The sequence below is a fragment of the Novosphingobium sp. PY1 genome (assembly GCF_017312445.1).
Taxonomy (GTDB): Bacteria; Pseudomonadota; Alphaproteobacteria; order Sphingomonadales; family Sphingomonadaceae; genus Novosphingobium.
On the sequence record NZ_BLTI01000012.1, the window covers coordinates 37198 to 54336 of the forward strand.

Annotated in this window: 16 protein-coding genes and 1 pseudogene; 8 read left to right on the forward strand and 9 right to left on the reverse strand. The window is 59.4% G+C overall.

Annotated elements, in window-relative coordinates:
- Window positions 1-2: 2 nt before the first annotated feature.
- Both J3474_RS17720 and J3474_RS17725 read right to left on the reverse strand, forming a co-directional pair.
- Window positions 3-2021 (reverse strand): site-specific integrase, encoded by a 2019-nt coding sequence (locus J3474_RS17720; RefSeq protein WP_242528463.1) that lies wholly within the window; start codon window positions 2019-2021, stop codon window positions 3-5.
- 547 nt (window positions 2022-2568) lie between these two features.
- Complete coding sequence (locus J3474_RS17725; protein ID WP_207095057.1) at window positions 2569-2736, reverse strand: hypothetical protein; 168 nt, start codon at window positions 2734-2736, stop codon at window positions 2569-2571.
- Window positions 2737-2953: 217 nt separating this feature from the next.
- Here J3474_RS17725 and J3474_RS22785 point away from each other — a divergent pair.
- Window positions 2954-3400, forward strand: a pseudogene (locus tag J3474_RS22785) (CinA family protein).
- A gap of 139 nt (window positions 3401-3539) precedes the next feature.
- Here the strand turns inward: J3474_RS22785 and J3474_RS17740 are convergent.
- The 3 genes from J3474_RS17740 to J3474_RS17750 form a co-directional block, all read right to left on the reverse strand.
- Window positions 3540-4259, reverse strand: coding sequence for a Crp/Fnr family transcriptional regulator (locus J3474_RS17740; protein WP_207095060.1), 720 nt, complete (start codon window positions 4257-4259; stop codon window positions 3540-3542).
- Between the two features lie 462 nt (window positions 4260-4721).
- On the reverse strand, window positions 4722-4934 hold the full coding sequence (locus J3474_RS17745) for a hypothetical protein (RefSeq protein ID WP_242528464.1): 213 nt from the start codon (window positions 4932-4934) through the stop codon (window positions 4722-4724).
- Window positions 4935-5220: 286 nt separating this feature from the next.
- On the reverse strand, window positions 5221-6666 hold the full coding sequence (locus tag J3474_RS17750) for a trehalose-6-phosphate synthase (protein WP_207095061.1): 1446 nt from the start codon (window positions 6664-6666) through the stop codon (window positions 5221-5223).
- Window positions 6667-6913: 247 nt separating this feature from the next.
- Between J3474_RS17750 and J3474_RS17755 the strand changes: the two genes are divergently transcribed.
- The 7 genes from J3474_RS17755 (at window position 6914) to J3474_RS17785 (ending at window position 13143) form a co-directional block, all read left to right on the forward strand.
- Window positions 6914-7417, forward strand: a complete 504-nt coding sequence (locus J3474_RS17755) for a hemerythrin domain-containing protein (protein ID WP_207095062.1) — start codon at window positions 6914-6916, stop codon at window positions 7415-7417.
- Window positions 7418-7669: 252 nt separating this feature from the next.
- Window positions 7670-8674 carry a BON domain-containing protein gene (locus J3474_RS17760; protein ID WP_207095063.1) on the forward strand — a complete coding sequence of 335 codons (1005 nt, stop codon included), beginning with the start codon at window positions 7670-7672 and terminating at the stop codon, window positions 8672-8674.
- Between the two features lie 145 nt (window positions 8675-8819).
- A complete protein-coding gene (locus J3474_RS17765) occupies window positions 8820-9731 on the forward strand; it encodes an AI-2E family transporter (protein ID WP_207095064.1) in 912 nt (303 codons plus the stop codon).
- Window positions 9732-9859: 128 nt separating this feature from the next.
- Window positions 9860-11377: an IS21 family transposase gene (gene istA, locus J3474_RS17770; RefSeq protein ID WP_207095109.1), complete on the forward strand. Its 1518-nt coding sequence runs from the start codon at window positions 9860-9862 to the stop codon at window positions 11375-11377.
- Window positions 11378-11406: 29 nt separating this feature from the next.
- Complete coding sequence (gene istB, locus J3474_RS17775) at window positions 11407-12159, forward strand: IS21-like element helper ATPase IstB (RefSeq protein ID WP_207095065.1); 753 nt, start codon at window positions 11407-11409, stop codon at window positions 12157-12159.
- Between the two features lie 53 nt (window positions 12160-12212).
- The gene (locus J3474_RS17780; RefSeq protein WP_242528465.1) at window positions 12213-12551 is read left to right on the forward strand and encodes a hypothetical protein; all 339 of its coding nucleotides are present in this window, start codon (window positions 12213-12215) and stop codon (window positions 12549-12551) included.
- Window positions 12552-12738: 187 nt separating this feature from the next.
- Window positions 12739-13143, forward strand: coding sequence for a UrcA family protein (locus tag J3474_RS17785; RefSeq protein WP_207095066.1), 405 nt, complete (start codon window positions 12739-12741; stop codon window positions 13141-13143).
- Window positions 13144-13467: 324 nt separating this feature from the next.
- Here J3474_RS17785 and J3474_RS17790 read toward each other — a convergent pair whose 3' ends face one another.
- The 4 genes from J3474_RS17790 to J3474_RS17805 are packed head-to-tail and all read right to left on the reverse strand — an operon-like array spanning window position 13468 to window position 17095.
- On the reverse strand, window positions 13468-14184 hold the full coding sequence (locus J3474_RS17790) for a DUF4396 domain-containing protein (RefSeq protein ID WP_207095067.1): 717 nt from the start codon (window positions 14182-14184) through the stop codon (window positions 13468-13470).
- Entirely contained in the window at window positions 14181-15827 is a 1647-nt protein-coding gene (locus tag J3474_RS17795; protein WP_242528466.1) for a GMC family oxidoreductase, read from the reverse strand. The genes J3474_RS17790 and J3474_RS17795 overlap by 4 nt, the downstream gene beginning before the upstream one ends.
- Window positions 15820-16425 carry a gluconate 2-dehydrogenase subunit 3 family protein gene (locus tag J3474_RS17800; protein WP_207095068.1) on the reverse strand — a complete coding sequence of 202 codons (606 nt, stop codon included), beginning with the start codon at window positions 16423-16425 and terminating at the stop codon, window positions 15820-15822. The genes J3474_RS17795 and J3474_RS17800 overlap by 8 nt, the downstream gene beginning before the upstream one ends.
- Complete coding sequence (locus J3474_RS17805; RefSeq protein ID WP_242528467.1) at window positions 16418-17095, reverse strand: hypothetical protein; 678 nt, start codon at window positions 17093-17095, stop codon at window positions 16418-16420. The genes J3474_RS17800 and J3474_RS17805 overlap by 8 nt, the downstream gene beginning before the upstream one ends.
- Window positions 17096-17139 lie beyond the last annotated feature (44 nt).

Genomic DNA, 17139 nt, shown 5'->3' on the forward strand with positions numbered 1-17139 from the left:
ACTTACCGGCGCGCAGCGGGGGTGGTTGAGCCCGTGATGGGGACTCTCGCTGTCTTGCGCTTGGTTTGCCCGGCGCGCTTCGCGGGCGAGGGGGCTTCGATGGACGCTGCCGGGCCTGTACGTTGTCTTCGGGCAGGCTTGCCTTCGGCGCGTCCACGTCCCTGCGATTCGCTGCCGGGATATGCGCAGGGCCAGTTCGCCATGCAGATATTGACAGGTGCGGCCTCGAGGTGACCGGTGACGATTGGAATTTTTTCAACGATGCTCGCCAGCTTCGATAGGGCAGTCGCCTTCGAGTAGCGGTCGGACATCCCATGCGCGGTTGCATGGCCGAGCAGATCGTTGCGCGTCTCGATGTAGACTTCGGCATCCTTGAGCCCGGTCGATACCATATGCCGGAAGGCGTGGAGAGCCTGACCTGGCTTGAGGAACGGAAGGTGTCGGGCGAGCGGTCGCCAATAGCGCTTGTAGAAGACGTCCCCCATGTGCTGCTTGGACTCCCCGGGAAGCAGGTCGGGAAACAGGACGCTCTGACCCGCGTGTTGGACGGCTTCGACGTAAGCGAGAAAGCCCAGGCGCAGGAGCTCGCAGGCAAGCGGAATGGAGCGGCGAGACCGCGCGTTCTTGATGCGTCCGGTCGAGGTCGCATCGATGTTGAAGTAGGCGATTCCGTCCTCGAAAGCGATGTCGTCTACCAGCAGCTTGGCAATCTCCTCGCGCCGGCCTCCGGAATACCAACAGAGCAGCGGAACCCAGTACGCTGCGTCGTGCAGGATGCATCGGCCCGGTCTCTCGCGCTGGCCGGGGCCTTCGCAGCCCGTCCAGACCGGCAGAGAAAACAGGATCTTGCCTTGCTCAGGGGTAAACGCGAGGCGTTGATCGCGCGCGTCGCGCTGGTCGGGAAGGATATAGTCGTCCCACTGCAAGTCCGCCATTTGCGGCACGCGCGCGCGAACCCAAGTGCACAGGGTGCGCAGGAACCGGAAGTGGCGATTGCTGGTCGGCGGCAGGAGACCGATTTTGTCTTCGGCGAGCTTTCCAGCCGCGACGAGCGCTTCTGCTTCGGCAATAATGGCCTCGAGGCTCATGTTCTGATGCCGTTCGCATTTGTGATGGCTGTGGGCAGGAAGCTTGTCGAGCAAGCCTGCAAACCGATCGAGATCGTCCTGCTGCAACCGCCAGATGGGGGCCGGGAAAGCCTTGCCCAGGAGCATCGCAGCGATTGCGAACTGGTTCCTGGTTTTATCGTCCCAGCCCTTGTGCGCCTGCCGGCGCTTTCCCGGGGCACAGCCACCGGCTCGTGGCACGCTGGCGAGGTAGCGACTTGCCGCCTCCACCACGGTAACGCCGGCCCACTCGGCTACCGGTTCGTCCAGAGGAGGGACATGCCGCCGCGGCTGCCCTTCGCGCGCATATCGTCCCGGCCAGCCCATCCCCGTCGGGGCTCTGCTTCGCGCGAGATCGGCGCCGGCGTGCGCATCGCCACGTGCGGGGGGCGGGGCCCCGCGGGGAGGGGGGCTGGCGCCATCATGGCCGCGCACTTGCGAACGCGGGGTGGCGCCCCCGCGCAATTCGCGGATCGCGGCAACCCGCGCCTGGTGGATGATCTTGCACATTGCCCGGCGCAGGGGGGCGGTATCCTCGAGGTCTTGTGCCTGAAGTTCGGCGTCGACCTCGGCCTGCCAGCGGGCAAGGCAAAGCTCCGTCATGCGCAGGCCGGCGGCGCCGAGGGATGACGCGTCCGCGTCATCGGGCATGCCGCCCCACACCAGCGCTTGGGAGAAGCGTTCGAGATCGTTGAAGACCTGACAGACGAAGGCCTCGCGGTCGGTGGAGAGAGGGACTTGGTCGAGGACCTGCAGGTGCAGGGCTTCCAGGCGATCGCGTTCGATGGCGAGCAGCCGACGAAACTGCGCATTGCGCTGCTCCGGGGTGAAGGGTGGGTCACCCGGATCGTGTTCCAGGCTGAACCGGACCGTTTCGGCAACGCCGGCCAGCCGGATCGCGCGTTGTCTAGCCACGGCGAGTCTCCGCGTCAGCAGGCTCAGAGCTATACGATATGTGCCGCCATCCGGCCAGCGGATCGCTTGCCGGTAGTAATAGACCGCTCCGCGGCGAAAGATCTGGTGGCAGGAACGCATCGGGCCGACTGACACCCTGTGGCTACACGCTCCGACTCCCGAATCGGAGCTCTGGGCCTGCCACGCTTATAAATCAGTCGCTTGGATGAATGCTGGCTGGGGCGGCAGGATTCGCAGCCAACAATGCGTATCCATCAAGCTGTTGATTTTAAACTCATACAGCTGAGGTGTCAGAATCTTCGTATACACCTCCTGGCTACACTTGGACAAGCCGCTCGTTAAGGTCACTTGGTACTTGGGTGATCTGGGTCTGACTTTTCCGAACCTATGCTCAGGTCCAATCGGTCACCGGGGGTTGGTCAGAGATGGCCGCGGAAGCGTATCACCTCGCAACGTCGCAAGAATGCTGGCCTTTTTCAGATGCTCAGAGTTGTGGCGGCCGATGGGGATACAGAAGGCATCGATATCAAGTGGCAAGCGATTGATGTCAGGGCTTCGAGTTTTCCTCGTGTCGAGCCTCGAGCGTTTCCTGGCGCCCGCGCATTTCCTGCCGTTCGCCCTCAAGTACGATGTCCGGTCGAGCGGCGAACTCTCCTACCGCTCTTTTTGTCTTGCCCTTGATCCTGTCCTTGATGCCTTGCCAGATACTAACCATGGGTTCGTTCTCCTTAGCGCTTGCGCCCCGCAGCCCGTCGCTTTTCGGGACCCCGGCGCTCGCGCGCTTCACTTAGATCCAACATCTACCCACCGCGATGGTTTCCGAAACGCGCCGAACCGCCATTTCATCCGAGCGGCCGCAGGCCAGGCCGACCGCGCCGACTGGCGGGAACCTGCGCGATCTTCGGATTTTGTCGCTTGCAACAGGATCACGAATGGAAGATGGCTTGACACGCAAGCACCGGGTTCGGACGGCGAGGCAGAAACCCTCGACCTCGGCTCTGCCCGCGGATCTGGTCGAATCTGTGGCCCGATTGTTGCGATGGATCAGCGAGGTCAGGTTGCAACTAGCCACAGCAGAAAGATGTTGCGGCGGCCCGTTTGCATCCCTGCTTAGCGATATCGAAGATGCCAGCAATGCCTTCGATCGCGGCTTCGTAGTGTAACGCAAACGAGACGCTGAGTCTCTGCTTTGAAATGATCGACGATGGCGGCGTCGTAAGCAAACCGGTGCCCCCGCGATGGCCGATGGCAGCCTGTTTCGCTCGGATGCGCAAATCGCGCTGGTGGTTACAGGCTTTGCCGGTCCGGCAGGGCCTGAGGATGAGTTGGGCCACATCCACTTCGCTTGCGCCTGTTCCGATGCCGACCTTATCCACTGAGTTGAGTATTTTGGGGATGTCGGCCCCGGCCCTACGCGCATCGCGTGCCTCAAGGTCGCCGTGGAAATGGTCGGTACGCTGGTCGGAGCCTGCTTAGACGCGGGGGCTGCAGGCTCACGAGAAAACGCCAGACGCCCTTTCATTGAGAAGCGGTATTGAGATAGAGATAGCCCGGATCGAAATCGCCTCGCCTGGCGAGCCCGGCGGCGTCCACAATGTCGACGAACGAGGCTTTGACCAAGCACATGTTCGTCTCGCGCAAGTGGCGGATTGCCCTGTTCGTGTGGACCGTAGTCAGGCCGCACACTTCGGCAATATCGGTCTGAGTCAAGTTGAGTGCAAAGCGGCGGCCGTCGCTCAGTCCCACCGCCTGTAGCCGCGCATTGGTCTCGCACAGGAAATGCGCGACGCGGCCCACCCCGTCTAAGCGGCCGAGCCTGAACAACCAGGCGCGATGCAAGGCGGCGTCGAGCAATGTGGAGAACCACAGCTTGCGCGCGAATTCCTCGCGTCCAGCGAGGATCCGACGCAAGGCCTCGTGCGGGATGATGGCGATCGTTGCACTCGTAAGAGTGCCGATGCTGTGATCGAGGCGGTGCATCGGATAGGCGTGTAAGTCGACGAACTCGCCCGCGACGTGGACGGCCACCAGTTGCCGCAGCCCTTTATGATCGTCAATATATCGGGACATCATCCCCTCGACGAGCAGGGTGCTGATCGCCAGGGCCTCGCCAGCGTGAACGAGCGTGGTGCGCGCCTTGAGCTTGCGCACTTGGCTAATCGACGATTCCAGCAAGTCCCGCTCTTCGGTCTGTAGCGAAACTCCCCGACGGTTGAGAAGAAAACGGTCTGTAAGCATCTGTGGTCGCGCCCTGTTGCCTTGCATTCTCCAACGCATGGGCGGATTGGAGGCTCCCTCGCATCGGCGTGAGTGCGCTTTCGCCGAGCTCTTGCACCTACTAAGCGCGGATGCTGCTCCAATTTGCCATCGCAGCACTTTCTCTCCGCTTTCCCTTTGTGCACCAACTGGCCAAAGCCCAGCCCACCTGCAACTCGTCAACAGTACCTTCGATAAGGCCGCACTCCGTCGCGAACGGTCACACATGACGAAGTAAAAGCAGCCTTGTGGCTGGAGGATCGGGACGTGGCAGCGGTCGTCGTGCTTGGGACACGCGGCAACCTCAGCGTCGTAGACGCACGCAGCGCTGGATCCTCGTCGTCTGTGCCCACCGGGTTGGCGGTACATCAGCAAGCGGCGGAGTAACAAAAGCAGACCATTGTCCGAAGCAAGCCGGTAATTACTCAGTCCTAAGACTTCACCTCAAGGTTCAATCAGCCAGACTTCTTCCTTGGATCGGCGCAGGTGGCAAAGTAACCTGCCTTCCTGCCAGAGCTCTGCATCACGATCGGGAGCTTCTTTTCTTGCGACAATGAGAGCTTCGGATGCATCTGGTGCCCGAAATTCGACTGTCTTACCGACGCCTGCATTGTCGTCTGTGAACTTCAATTGATAAGTCTGCAAATGTTGTCCCATGATGTGACTCCTTGAGTTACATAACAAGATAACTGCACAATGTGTTCATCGGTGAGCAAAAGGCGCAAAAGTTGACAACATAGTAGGTTTGAGGGGGCCATTGCAGCTCGCCACTCCTAGAATTTCTTTCGCAACTCCGTAAAGATAGTTTTCATAAGCTAGCTAATGTGATTGGTATGTAAATTCCATCGATGCCGGTTATTTTCAATGGACACGAAAACGCGCCCAACCGGTAGGCTTGGGATATCGGCAAGAACCGGACTGCTCAGGATGGGAGAACGCATTGTCAGGACCTAGTCCCGATCTTGTGCGAGCACTGTGCCTCACTGGCGCTAATGCGGCCGAGGCCTAACTGGGGCATCGCTGGAACAGGAAAGTGGAGCATGGGCAATCGAGACGCCAGCACACCGAGAAATGTTGCCGACCACAGCGCCGCGTCCGTGCGCTCGACGACGTCAAGGCATCTGGCATGACGTTCGCGGCGTTCTTCCAGCGGCATTTCGAACGCCACGGCTATCGACCTTGCCAGTTCCTCGATGTCATATGGGTTAACCAGCAGCGCATCGACCATGTCCTCTGCGGCTCCAGCAAAACGGGAGAGGATGAGGACGCCCGGATCGGCCGGGTCCTGCACGGCGACATATTCCTTGGCAACGAGGTTCATCCCGTCGGCTAGCGATGTGACGAGGCTGCAGTCGGCCTGGCGGTAGAGCCGCGCCAGTCTGGTACGTTCCACCGATCGGTTGATGAAGCGGATCGGCGTCCAGTCGAGTTCGGCGAACTGGCCATTAATGCGTCCGGTCAGCCCCTGCAGTTCCTCGGTTATGTGCTGATAGGCCAACACGTCCTGCCGGGTCGGTGGCGCGATCTGCACGAGGCACGGTCGGCTGCCCTCTGGTCGCAGTTCGAGATGGCGCGCGAAAGCATTGAACCTGTTGGGCAGCCCCTTGCTGTAGTCCAACCGGTCGACGCCGATCGCGAATCTTTCGGGAGCACCCTGCGCGCCGAAGGGATCGGGCCCCTCGGTCCTGGCATCGGCCTGAAACCCGGCGACATCGATGCCAATCGGGAATGAGCGCACCGACGTGATCCGTCCCTGGAACTTGATCGTACCATCGTTCAGGAATTCAGATCTCGAATCGGACCGGAACATCTCCAAGCATCGCGCGACATCGCCACGCGTTTGCAGGCCGATGAGATTGTAGTCGACGAGGTTGTCTGCGAACGACTGCGGCTCGGGTAGGATCGAGAGGTCGGACATAACCGGAAAGGGTATGTGCAGGAAAAAGCCGATTCGGTTGCGCACACCCAGTGCGCGCAGTTCGCGCGCCAGCGGAAAGAAGTGATAATCATGCACCCAGATTAAGTCGTCGGCGGCCAGTTTACTCGCGATCATCCGCGCGAGGCGGCGGTTCACCTCCTTGTAGGTAGGCCAATGGCTGGGGGTCATCGAAACCAGATCGACCCGGCGATGGCACAGCGGCCACAGCACCGAATTCGAAAAGCCGAGATAATAGTCTTCGACGTCCTCGGGCGTGAGCCGAAACGCAAGCTTGCGATATCGGGAACTTGGAATTTCCTCCAGCTGATCGTTCCGACCCGGATCAGGATGTGCCCCAATCCAGCACCCGCCCGACTTGGTGAGGACATCATCGAGTGCGACCACCAAACCGCCCGAAGGCGTGTCGCCCATGGGCAATCGATTAGAAACGACGATCAGTCTTGGTTTCATCGCGGCTTTCGGTTTGCTGACTTGACAGACACTCAAGTGAACCTTCCTCGCCCCCTGCGAGTTCCGGCGCGCGGGCCATTTTCAGTATAACAAATGTTGGTCTCGTGCGGTGCCGCTCTGGATTTCCGCGGGTTGCGCCCGGCGCCCTGCCTTCAGCTGCGGAACTAAAGCCGATCGTCCAGCTTTAGGGTATCGCTTTGCCAACCGGCCCGCGGGGCAAGCGATACCCCTGTGAAAGGAACTGCACATGCCCGAATTTTCCGGTACCGATGCCACTCATATCCTCGCTGCCGACCACCGCACTGTCGAAGATCTATTCGAAAAATACGGGGATGCGCGTGGCACTGATCGCAAGCGCGAGATCGCTAGCCGGATCTGCGATGAACTCAAGATCCATGCACAGATCGAGGAGGAAATCTTCTATCCAGCGCTCAGGGGCAAGATCGACGACGATCTGCTCGACGAAGCCTATGTCGAACATGACGGTGCCAAGACGCTGATCAACGAGATTGCCCAAGGCGTATCGGATGAAGCTTTCTACGACGCCAAGGTCACGGTTCTGAAAGAGCAGATCGAGCACCATGTAAAGGAAGAGGAAAAGGAACGGAACAACATGTTCCAGCAGGCGCGCGCGGCCGATATCGACCTTGATGCCCTGGGCGTACGCCTGTTGGCCCGCAAATCGGAGCTCTCCGCCCAGGCGAAGGCGGGCGGCTTGCCTCCTGCTAAGCTGTCGACGATGTTGCACTAAGATTTAACCGGACCGGTCAAACCAGGCCCGGTTCAACATAATGCAGCGATCTGACGAGGAGCACGGGCGCCTCAGGCACGTCGATGGGGCGGTTCGACCGCGCAGTTTACACGCCTCGGGCCTTGACGCAGAGAAAGTGCGCTGGGAGTCAGATTGTGCCGTTGGACTCCAGCGCTTTGGTGATCTGCGTTATCAGTCTTTAGCCTGAGCGCATCCGGATTTCATTGAAACTGGGGAACGAGCGCCTCCTTTATGACGTTGCAATCATGCCAGCACGTCGCGCGAGCGGTGCGGCGCAAGCTCGAGCTGGTCGTCGTGAAAAAGACGATCGCATCGTTCACGAACTGGAGAGAGGCAATGAACAGACATGACGTCCATCGCGCTAGCGCGCAGCCCAATGGTACCCGAAACGAGGAGGATCCGTGGGATAATCCCCGTCAGCCCACTCAATGGCGCGACGAAGCCTATTCGCAGTCCGGTGATCCTATGGCGAGCGACGCTCCCAGCGATCTCGAGATGTATGGCGACAGGCAGCGACAACAGCGCGGACCCGTCAACTTTGAGGGCTTCTATGAAGGCGACCGCGTCGCCTCGCGTCCATATCGATTTTCGGGCAGCGCAGGTCGAAACTCGAGAAGAGAGTACTTCGCGCGAAGGTATAGTCTACCGGAAGAAGCCTATGCGGGCGATAGTGCGCCTTATCGCTCCGAACCGTTTTATGGCGACTATCAAGGTGATTATTCCAGCTTCACGAGCGAAGATTTTGGCGGTCGGGATTTCTATAACCGCGGTTCGAGAGCGTCGGGTGGGCTGAGGCCAAGCAATACCTACCAGCCCACCTTCGGTCTTCACAGACTGAACCGCTATCAGGATGATGACTATGGATCCTGGCGGGATTACGGCGAACGCCGTGGATTTCTTCAGCGAGCCGGAGATGAGATTGCCAGTTGGTTTGGCGATGACGAGGCTGCGCAAAGGCGCGAAATGGATCACAAGGGCCGGGGGCCATCGGATTACGCGCGATCGGATGAACGCATTTGCGAAGACGTCAACGAAAGCCTGACTCGCGACCGGCGGCTTGATGCATCCAACATCAGGGTCAAGGTCGGCGATTGCGAGGTCACTCTGGATGGAACTGTCGACAGTCGACAATCCAAACGCCGCGCCGAAGACTTGGCTGATGAGGTTACAGGCGTGCAGCATGTCCAGAACAATCTAAGGGTAGCTCGCCGTTCCAGCACTGAGACGAAGGGCTAGTAGGCTGTATCGGGGAGGCAGGCTCGCTGCTTCCCCGCTGCCAGCTTGGTGACGGTGCATCTGAATAGGCGCCAGCACAAGCGCCGCCTTGTTTCAGGGCAGTCCACCAAGAGCGAAGATTACCGGTCGGATAGGTTGCCCGAAGATGAAAAGGTTCACTCCTGATCCTGCTGATCAACGGTACATCAGGCGCCTGGTAATCCTGATCGTCATGGTCGCCGTATTGGTCGCACTCTACAGGTCAGCACATATTTGGATGCTGGCCTTCGGAGCAATTCTTGGCGCAATTGTGATTCGCAGCGTTAGCGATGCATTCGTCAGGATACTCGGCTTTTCACCCCGGTGGGCGCTTTGGAGCGGTATGACCAGTGTTCTGGCGTTCATTATTTTCTTGGGTTGGCTGTTCGCCGTTCAGTTCGGTTCGCAGATCAATGCGTTTATCGCCTCGTTACCCCAACTCATCGGTGAATTGGACCAACAGATCTCGGTGTCGCCCGTCGGGGCCAAATTGACCGACGCAATCGAAGCGGCATACGCTGGATCGAGAATTGCGAGCGACGTTGGCGGTCTAGTTTCCGGGTCTGCTGAGCTTCTGCTCAACATCCTTTTGATCGTGGTTGGATCTTTCTTTCTCGCCGCAGATCCCACTCGATACGAACATGGTTTGCTCCTCCTGCTCCCCAAAACCCGCCGTCCGGTATTTTCTCGGGCATTGGATCAGACAGCCAGTACATTGAAATCGTGGGTGCTTGCGCAAGTAATCCTGATGACGACGATGGGGATCATGGTCGGGGTCGGGCTTTGGCTTGCGGGAGTGCCCTCGGCTCCTGCGCTTGGCCTCTTGGCCGGTCTTAGCGAATTCATACCATATGTTGGGCCAACAGTGGCCATGTTGCCTGCTCTGGGTCTGGCTGCAACGACCGGGCATCATCAGGTACTTGGTACGATTGCGACATATTTGTTCGTCAGATTGCGGATTCCGAAGGAAGCCGGCCGGGGATTCCGATTTGATGTCGGCCACCATTCCGATTTGAAGCCGGCCACCTATTCCGACTGATGTCGGCCAGGGATTCCGAAGAATTCCCGGCCACCTGATTGAAGTCTCTCCGAGGGAAGTTCCCCATCGGGCAATCTGCCTCTTCGGCAATCGAGGAGTGGCGGATGCCCGCGAAGAGAGAGATGAGTATGCGACAGATACGACTGATGCTGCGACTTGCCGGAGAGGGTGTTTCCGCGCGCGAGATTGGCCGTACGGTGAACGTGGCGCGCAGCACGATCCAGGACTACCTGGGACGGGCCAAGGCGGCGGGCCTGACATGGCCATTGCCCGATGAGTTGACTGACGATGTGCTGCAGGCCCGACTGTTCATCAAGGCGGGGGCAAAGACGGGCTTCCGGCGGCGTCCCGAGCCGGACTGGGCGGCGCTGCTTTGTGAGTTGAAGCGACCGGGCGTAACGCTCCACCTATTGTGGGAGGAGTATCGCGTCTCCCATCCCGCTGGATACGGCTACAGCCGTTTTTGTGATCTGATGCGCGGCTTCCAGAAGCGGATGTCGCCGGTGATGCGCCAGGCGCATGTCGCCGGCGACAAGCTGTTCGTGGATTACTCGGGCAAGAAAGTCCCGATCATCGACAGGATGACCGGCGAAATCCGCGAGGCCGAACTGTTCGTCGGCGTGCTGGGCGCCTCGAGCTACACCTACGCCGAAGTGACCTGGACGCAGCAGAAGGCAGACTGGATCCGCTCACATGTGCGCCTGCTGCGTCACATTGGTGGGGTGCCAAGGCTTCTGGTGCCCGACAACCTCAAGGCGGGGGTGAACAAGGCATCGTTCTACGACCCGGAGATCAACCGCAGCTACGGCATGATGGCCGCGCATTACAGTGTCGGGGTGCTCCCGGCACGGCCTCGTAAACCCAGGGATAAGGCGAAAGTGGAAGCCGGGGTCCGCCTGGCGCAGACCTATATCCTGGGTCGGCTGCGTAACCAGACCTTCTTCTCGCTGGACGATGCCAATCGGGCAATCCTCCCGGCACTCGAAGTGCTCAACGGCAAAGTCATGCGCCGCATCGGGGTCAGCCGCCGTCATCTGCTCGAGACGATCGAGCGCCCCGCACTCCAACCCCTCCCGGAGGAGGATTATGAATATGCCGATTGGTGTCTGGCCCGGGTCAATATCGATTATCACATTGAATATGATGGCTATTTCTACTCGGTTCCGCACGCACTGATCGGCCAGCAAGTCGATCTGCGCGCAACGGAGCGTGGCATCGAAATCTTCCATCGTGGCCAGCGCATCGCCACCCACCAGCGCCGATATGGCGGCGTTACCCGGCATGGGACAACGCCCGATCACATGCCCAGTTCTCACCGACATTATGCCGAGTGGACCCCGGAACGCTTCCAGCGCTGGGGAAGCGCGATCGGCCCACAGACCGAAGGCCTGATCATCGCCATCCTCGCCCGACGGGCGCATCCCGAGCAGGGCTTCAGGAGTTGCCTTGGGGTACTGCGGCTCTACCGCGACCTTGAGCCCGCCTATGCCGAAATGGTCTCCGCCCACGCCGTCGCAATCGGCGCGTTCTCCTACAAGAGCATCTCGGCGATCATCATCAACCGCACGGCAAATGGCGTGAGCGCGAACGCTGAGCCCGCCGTGACTGACCACAGCAACCTGCGCGGTCGCGACTACTACCACTGAACCAATCTCATTCAGCGAAAGGCACCCTTATGTTGAAGCACCCTACGTTCGACTTGCTGCACAATCTTGGTCTCAGCGGCATGGCCGCTGCATTCCGTACCCTCGAGGGGCAACCCGAGACCCGCAACATGGACCATGCCGAATGGCTGGGCCTGCTGCTTGATCATGAAGTGACGGCGCGTAACCAGAAGCGGTTCGAGGCCCGCGCCCGCGTTGCACGGTTGCGCATGAATGCCACTATCGAGGACGTCGATTACCGGGCTGTGCGGGGCCTGGACCGGGCGATGTTCCTCAAGCTCACCACTTGCGACTGGATCCGAGCCGGGCATGACCTCCTGGTTACAGGGCCGACTGGCCTCGGCAAAAGCTGGCTGGTCTGCGCCCTCGGCCAGAAGGCCTGCCGAGATGACTTCTCGGTCGCCTATCATCGAGCGCCCAGACTGTTCGCCTCTCTCGCGCTCGCTCGGGGACTAGGGCGCCATGATCGCCTGATGCGTTCGCTCGGCCGCGCCGAACTCCTGATTCTGGACGACTGGGGCCCCGAGAAACTGACTGCAGAACAGCGCCGCGACTTGATGGATATCATCGAAGACCGGCATCAGCGTCGATCCACAATCCTTACCAGCCAACTGCCTGTGGAACGCTGGTATGACTTGATTGGCGATCCCACCATCGCCGATGCCATCCTGGACCGCTTGGCGCACAATGCTTACCGCATCGAACTCCAGGGCGAGAGCCTGCGCAAGACACGAACTGGCAACCCCATCGCTCCGCAAGCTTGACCAAAGCCGCCTCGGAACGGATATGCAAATTACCCTCGCGGGAGGCTCATCAGGTGGCCGACATCAAATCGGAATCCCTGGCCGGCTTCGCGTCGGAAAACATGGCCGGCTTCGCGTCGGAAACATGGCCGACTTCGTATCGGAATGTCTGGCCGACTTCATCGGAATACGCAGTCAGATTGGTCCAGACAAATTTCATCACGCCATATGTACAATTGAGGGTTATTCGTATTCCCCCAGCGATTACCCTTTTTGCCATTCTGGCGATCGGAGCCATAGCAGGGCTTTACGGGTTGTTCTTTGCAGCCGCACTCTTGGTGGTCGGCTTCACATTGATCAGAACGCTTTATGTTGAGGAAGTTCTCGGCGATGAATTGGGAGAGAAATCCTGAGGTTATTCATCCAGCGCTCGAAAATCGCAGGAGAGATAGGTCCCATGGCTTGGCGAATGATCTTCATTTGCCAGAGAGCCAGCACACGCTCTGCCTCATGTTGAAATCGGGACCATGCGGAACCTCACGGGGGGCGTCACGTTAAGAATAATGGAGAGGGGGTAAACTTCCTAGGAGGATGCAATCAATGACCCGCTTATTAGCAACAGGATTCATTGCTGCAGCCGTTGCAAGTGCGCTGCCAGCAAGCAATGCCTTGGCACAAGAAACGTCGCAGGACGCAGTTCAAAATCGCGCGGCAATTACCGTTGTCGCTCCGCGCGCCCGGCAGACTGATCGTACTTACACGGGCGTTCCGATTGAAACTCTGACCGCACAAGCGGTCGTATACGTCGACGATCTGAACCTCTCGACTGCTGCTGGCAAGGCTAAGCTCGATGACCGTGTCGCCGCGGCCGCAAAGACGGCATGTGCCTGGCTGGACGAAGTCTATCCATTGGCAACACCGATTGGCCCTGACGATTGCGAGCGCGACGCGATCAAACGCGCCAAGTCGCAGGTTGATGCGGCTGTTGCCGGCAATGCCATGTAACAGGCTTTGATTTTGCGAAAATAGGGCGGACACATCGCGACCTGCTCGCGCGTGTTCGCCCGTAATACGTGGTTGCACATCACGTTGCATCTTCCGGTTTCGAGTGGGCTTCGTCACAGTGCCGCTCATTGAACCTGGACTTCTTCATGCCACGAAGCTCCTCGCTGGCATCCTCCAAACCTAACCGAAAAATTCTCACATTAATCGTACCAGTTTGCCCGCCTCAGGTCAGGGCCCCATTCACTAGGCCGTTTGCTCTCGGCTCTGTTGGGGAGCCAGGTCGTGCAGCAACCTGGTGTACGCGGCACATTGGTTATTACGTGGCTACATGCGCTCCTTGATGCCGCTGGAGATTAGCCACCAGTTGATGGGATAGGAGGTGGCAAAGCCACAGATCATGGCAATCTGCATAGCAAACCAGAATTCCGGGGTGTTAACCTCAGCGAGGCCCCCGTAGGAAGGGCGAAACCAACCAAACTGAAGTAACGCCATTCCCCCGTACATGCCCACCTGCCATGCTGTGATAGAAGCGGTATCTGCCTTAATGGCTTGGTAAATCCCTTGCATGACGGACAAGTCGCGCATGGGCTTGATAGTGAAGTACTGAAACACCACTCCAAGACCGAACGCCACGACATAGTCTATTATCCAAACCGCGAAGGTCTTTTCTGCGAACAATATGTTCCATCCAAACAATATTGCGATAGCGGGGAATATGAATGCGCTCGATTCCGCGATGATGTCACCCAGAGTACAGCCAGCACCGCAGTGGCTAGATCCCTTGGCAACAGCCACCCACATCGGCGTTTCGCCGCCTTCCGTGGGGATGCCCTGGCCTTTCTGGCGTCCAAATTTCAGGTAGAGCCATAACCATAGAAGGCTGCCAAATAGGATGGTCAGAGGCCATACCGCGTTCATAATGGCCATTTTCTGTGGGTGGCGCTTTACATCGATCGCGGTCCAAATTGCGCATGCAACGGCTATCGTCAGAGAACCAATGGCGAGGAAATGAATTTCACGTGGGAATTGGACTGAAGTCATAGTTCTCCCCGGCTGGCTAGATACACAATACGATCTGCTGTTCGGCAAGAAATCGCTTGGATGGTCAGCGACGGATTGACCCCGCCTACGGTTGGGAAAACCGAGCCGTCGCAAATCCAGAGGTTGGGAATGTCCCAGCTTCTGCAATCGGCATTCACCACGCTTGTGGCAGGGTCTTCACCCATACGGGCTGTGCCGTTGATGTGGCAGGTATCGTCCGCTTCGTGCCAGATTTCATGTGTACCACTCGCATCAAGGCTTTGATGCATGAAGTCGAGGGCATGACTGATCATAGCCTTCTCATTATCGCGCAGCGAGAAGGTGATGCGCGGTATGGACAGGCCATACTTGTCGGTTTCGCTTTCAAGCGTAACGCGGTTGTCCTGATGGGGCAGCACTTCTCCCACCATTTTAAGCCCGACCGAATGGTTAGCACGCTCCATCTCTTCGCTCAGCTCGCGGCCCCATAAGCCCCGCCCCGAGGCCAGCGTGCGCGCCCACTGGGCCGGCAGCGGCCCTTGGCTCATGTAAGACCAGCCGCCGAAATAGTCTTTCCCATCGTCTTTGTAGTTCCAATGTTCGCTGATGGCGAGGCTCGGCGGCCCCTTGTAGGATCGGATCTCGTCTTCGACCTGACCCCAGACTGCTTGGTTGAGCTGTACCATCAGGTTGCGGCCGACTTGACCGGACGAATTGGCAAGCCCGTGAGGATGATTGGAATTGGCCGAGGCGAGAAGAAGGCGCGGCGTTTCGATGGCATAGCCAGCGACGATGACATGGCGCGCCTTTTGAAATTGCCATCGCCCGTCGCGAAAGAAGTGCACGCCGCTGACTGGGCCTTTTGCATTGCATTCTATCTTTCCGACCATGGAAAGATCGCGAATTTCTGCGCCCGCCGCAATGGCACGGGGTATCCAGGTAACCAACGCGGACTGCTTGGCATTGGTGGAGCAACCGGTCACGCAAAATCCGCGATAGACACAAGGATGCGCCTTGCCGATCGGTGCGGACAGCGTGGCTAGCGGAGTCTCCGTCCAATCGATGCCCAAAGCTTCGGCGCCGCGTACGAGGTGATGGGCGGCCGCATTGAGAGGGTGGGCGCGGAGCGGATAGCGCGGACGCTTCGGCCCCCAAGGATAGCGAACCGGGCCGGCAATATGAAGCATTTGCTCGACCTCCCGGTAGTAAGGCCAGATGTCCTGCCAATCCAGCGGCCAGTCGACGCCATAACCTAGCTGGCTGCGGGTCTTGAAGTGTTCGGGGCGAAAGCGCAGCGAAACCATCGCGAAGTGGACCGTCGATCCGCCGACCGAGCGTCCGGAGTTGTTCGCTCCCATCTTTAGCGGATTCTTCCCATCCACAATGCGGTCGTCGGTCCAATAAAGCTTAGACTGATGTAGTTCGTCCGATGCAAAATCCGAAAGCGGTCGCCAAAAGGGACCGGCGTCCATGGCGACGACGGAGAAGCCGGCCTCGGCCAATTTTGCGCAAAGCGGTGCGCCGCCAGCTCCCGTTCCTACGATCAGAAAATCCACCTCGGCATCGCCATACTCACGCATTGGCACCCAGCCGTCGGTGGAAAAGACATCGGGCGCACGGCCGCTGCGGCACTGGTGGGCGTCTTGCGCTTGGTCCTCAAGCACGCTCTTCCTCCTCCTGTGCCTCCCAGCCGTCACGTCGATTGGCGTCGAGACGCACGTAACCTCGCGGGCCTGCCGGGCCTCCGAAACCCATCGCACTCCAGAGGGACGGGTGAGCCCAGTGGGCGCTGAGTATGTCGGGCAGGACCCGCGACTTCCAGAACTGACTCGATGAAAGATGTGCCCAAGCCTCGGAGCGCACATTTCCACTGGCCACGCGGCGCAACAAGATATCGGCGCAGTCGTCATCCAGATCGGCAAAGCACGCCGCATGACATTCCCTCGCCTCGGCTTCGAGAGCATCAAGGCCGCAAAGCCAGGCTTCGCGGACCTGCGGGAAACCCGCAGGACGAAAGCCGTCTCCACTGTTGGACGCGATTTTCTGGAGCACTATGGCGACGGTGGTGGCAGGCGGTCGCCGCTCCGGTTGCGGGGCCACGCGGGCGACCAACCGGCGAAGCGTTTCCAGCTGCTCGCGAACCAAGGTTCCCTCGTCTTCCTTCAGGGACAAGCGTTCGTCGATGACCCGGCGGGTCATCTCGTTCCAACTGGGCGTATCGTGCTTGTCGAGCACATCGTATTTCGGAAAGGGATCAGCCACGGTTGCGTCTCGGAAGCAGGAGGCAAGCGCCCAGCGCGGCGATCGCAAGTCCGGTAAAGGACGGCGGGGCGGGCAAAGGCGGTCCTGCAAGCAGGTTCTGCCGCCAGTTCCGCCATCCTCCCATGTTGCGGGCGATACCATAGGCATGAAACGCCGCGCCCATGAGGCCGAGACCGGCCGTCACGCCAAGCATCGCTTCAGTGGTCCGGCCGCGCTGACCCAGAACCAGATCTTGGACAAAGCTAGCCGAAGCCAGTGGCGGAATCGCCAGCGGCAACCACATGGCGGGATTGTGGAATGCGCCTCGAAAGTGCAGCAGACCGGCTTCTGCAACCGTTCCTGCCAGTCCGGCGACCGTAATGGCTCCGAGAACACGACCTTTTGTCGATGAGGGGCGTCGGAGGTTGAGCCAATGGCTTGCTCGGCCAAGAAGGCCGGTCAAGACAAGCGCGCCCGGTGCGCCCAATGGAGCCTTGTAGAATATGTTGGTAAGACGATAGCCGCCGGGCGCGCGTCCGATATTGAACAGGTGAAAGCCAAACCCGGAGAGGCCAATGATGCCGGAGGCAACATCGATGATCTTCCCTATCGCCGGGTGCTTCGACAGGCCGGCTGATCGGCGCAAGTTGATCGGAATGGTCAAAGCGGATGCGGCCAGTGGCAGGACCATTGCAGGATTGCGAAACGATCCGCGATAATGTTCCAATCCGGAAT

What these genes read in the sequence shown, in the direction of transcription:
- J3474_RS17745 (WP_242528464.1), bottom strand. Translation starts at nt 4,934, where the DNA reads ATGGGACAACATTTGCAGACTTATCAATTGAAGTTCACAGACGACAAT.
- J3474_RS17790 (WP_207095067.1), bottom strand. Translation starts at nt 14,184, where the DNA reads ATGACTTCAGTCCAATTCCCACGTGAAATTCATTTCCTCGCCATTGGT.
- J3474_RS17725 (WP_207095057.1), bottom strand. Translation starts at nt 2,736, where the DNA reads ATGGTTAGTATCTGGCAAGGCATCAAGGACAGGATCAAGGGCAAGACA.
- J3474_RS17785 (WP_207095066.1), top strand. Translation starts at nt 12,739, where the DNA reads ATGACCCGCTTATTAGCAACAGGATTCATTGCTGCAGCCGTTGCAAGT.
- J3474_RS17750 (WP_207095061.1), bottom strand. Translation starts at nt 6,666, where the DNA reads ATGAAACCAAGACTGATCGTCGTTTCTAATCGATTGCCCATGGGCGAC.
- istB (WP_207095065.1), top strand. Translation starts at nt 11,407, where the DNA reads ATGTTGAAGCACCCTACGTTCGACTTGCTGCACAATCTTGGTCTCAGC.
- J3474_RS17760 (WP_207095063.1), top strand. Translation starts at nt 7,670, where the DNA reads ATGACGTTGCAATCATGCCAGCACGTCGCGCGAGCGGTGCGGCGCAAG.
- J3474_RS17755 (WP_207095062.1), top strand. Translation starts at nt 6,914, where the DNA reads ATGCCCGAATTTTCCGGTACCGATGCCACTCATATCCTCGCTGCCGAC.
- J3474_RS17765 (WP_207095064.1), top strand. Translation starts at nt 8,820, where the DNA reads ATGAAAAGGTTCACTCCTGATCCTGCTGATCAACGGTACATCAGGCGC.
- istA (WP_207095109.1), top strand. Translation starts at nt 9,860, where the DNA reads ATGCGACAGATACGACTGATGCTGCGACTTGCCGGAGAGGGTGTTTCC.
- J3474_RS17740 (WP_207095060.1), bottom strand. Translation starts at nt 4,259, where the DNA reads ATGCTTACAGACCGTTTTCTTCTCAACCGTCGGGGAGTTTCGCTACAG.
- J3474_RS17805 (WP_242528467.1), bottom strand. Translation starts at nt 17,095, where the DNA reads ATGGTCCTGCCACTGGCCGCATCCGCTTTGACCATTCCGATCAACTTG.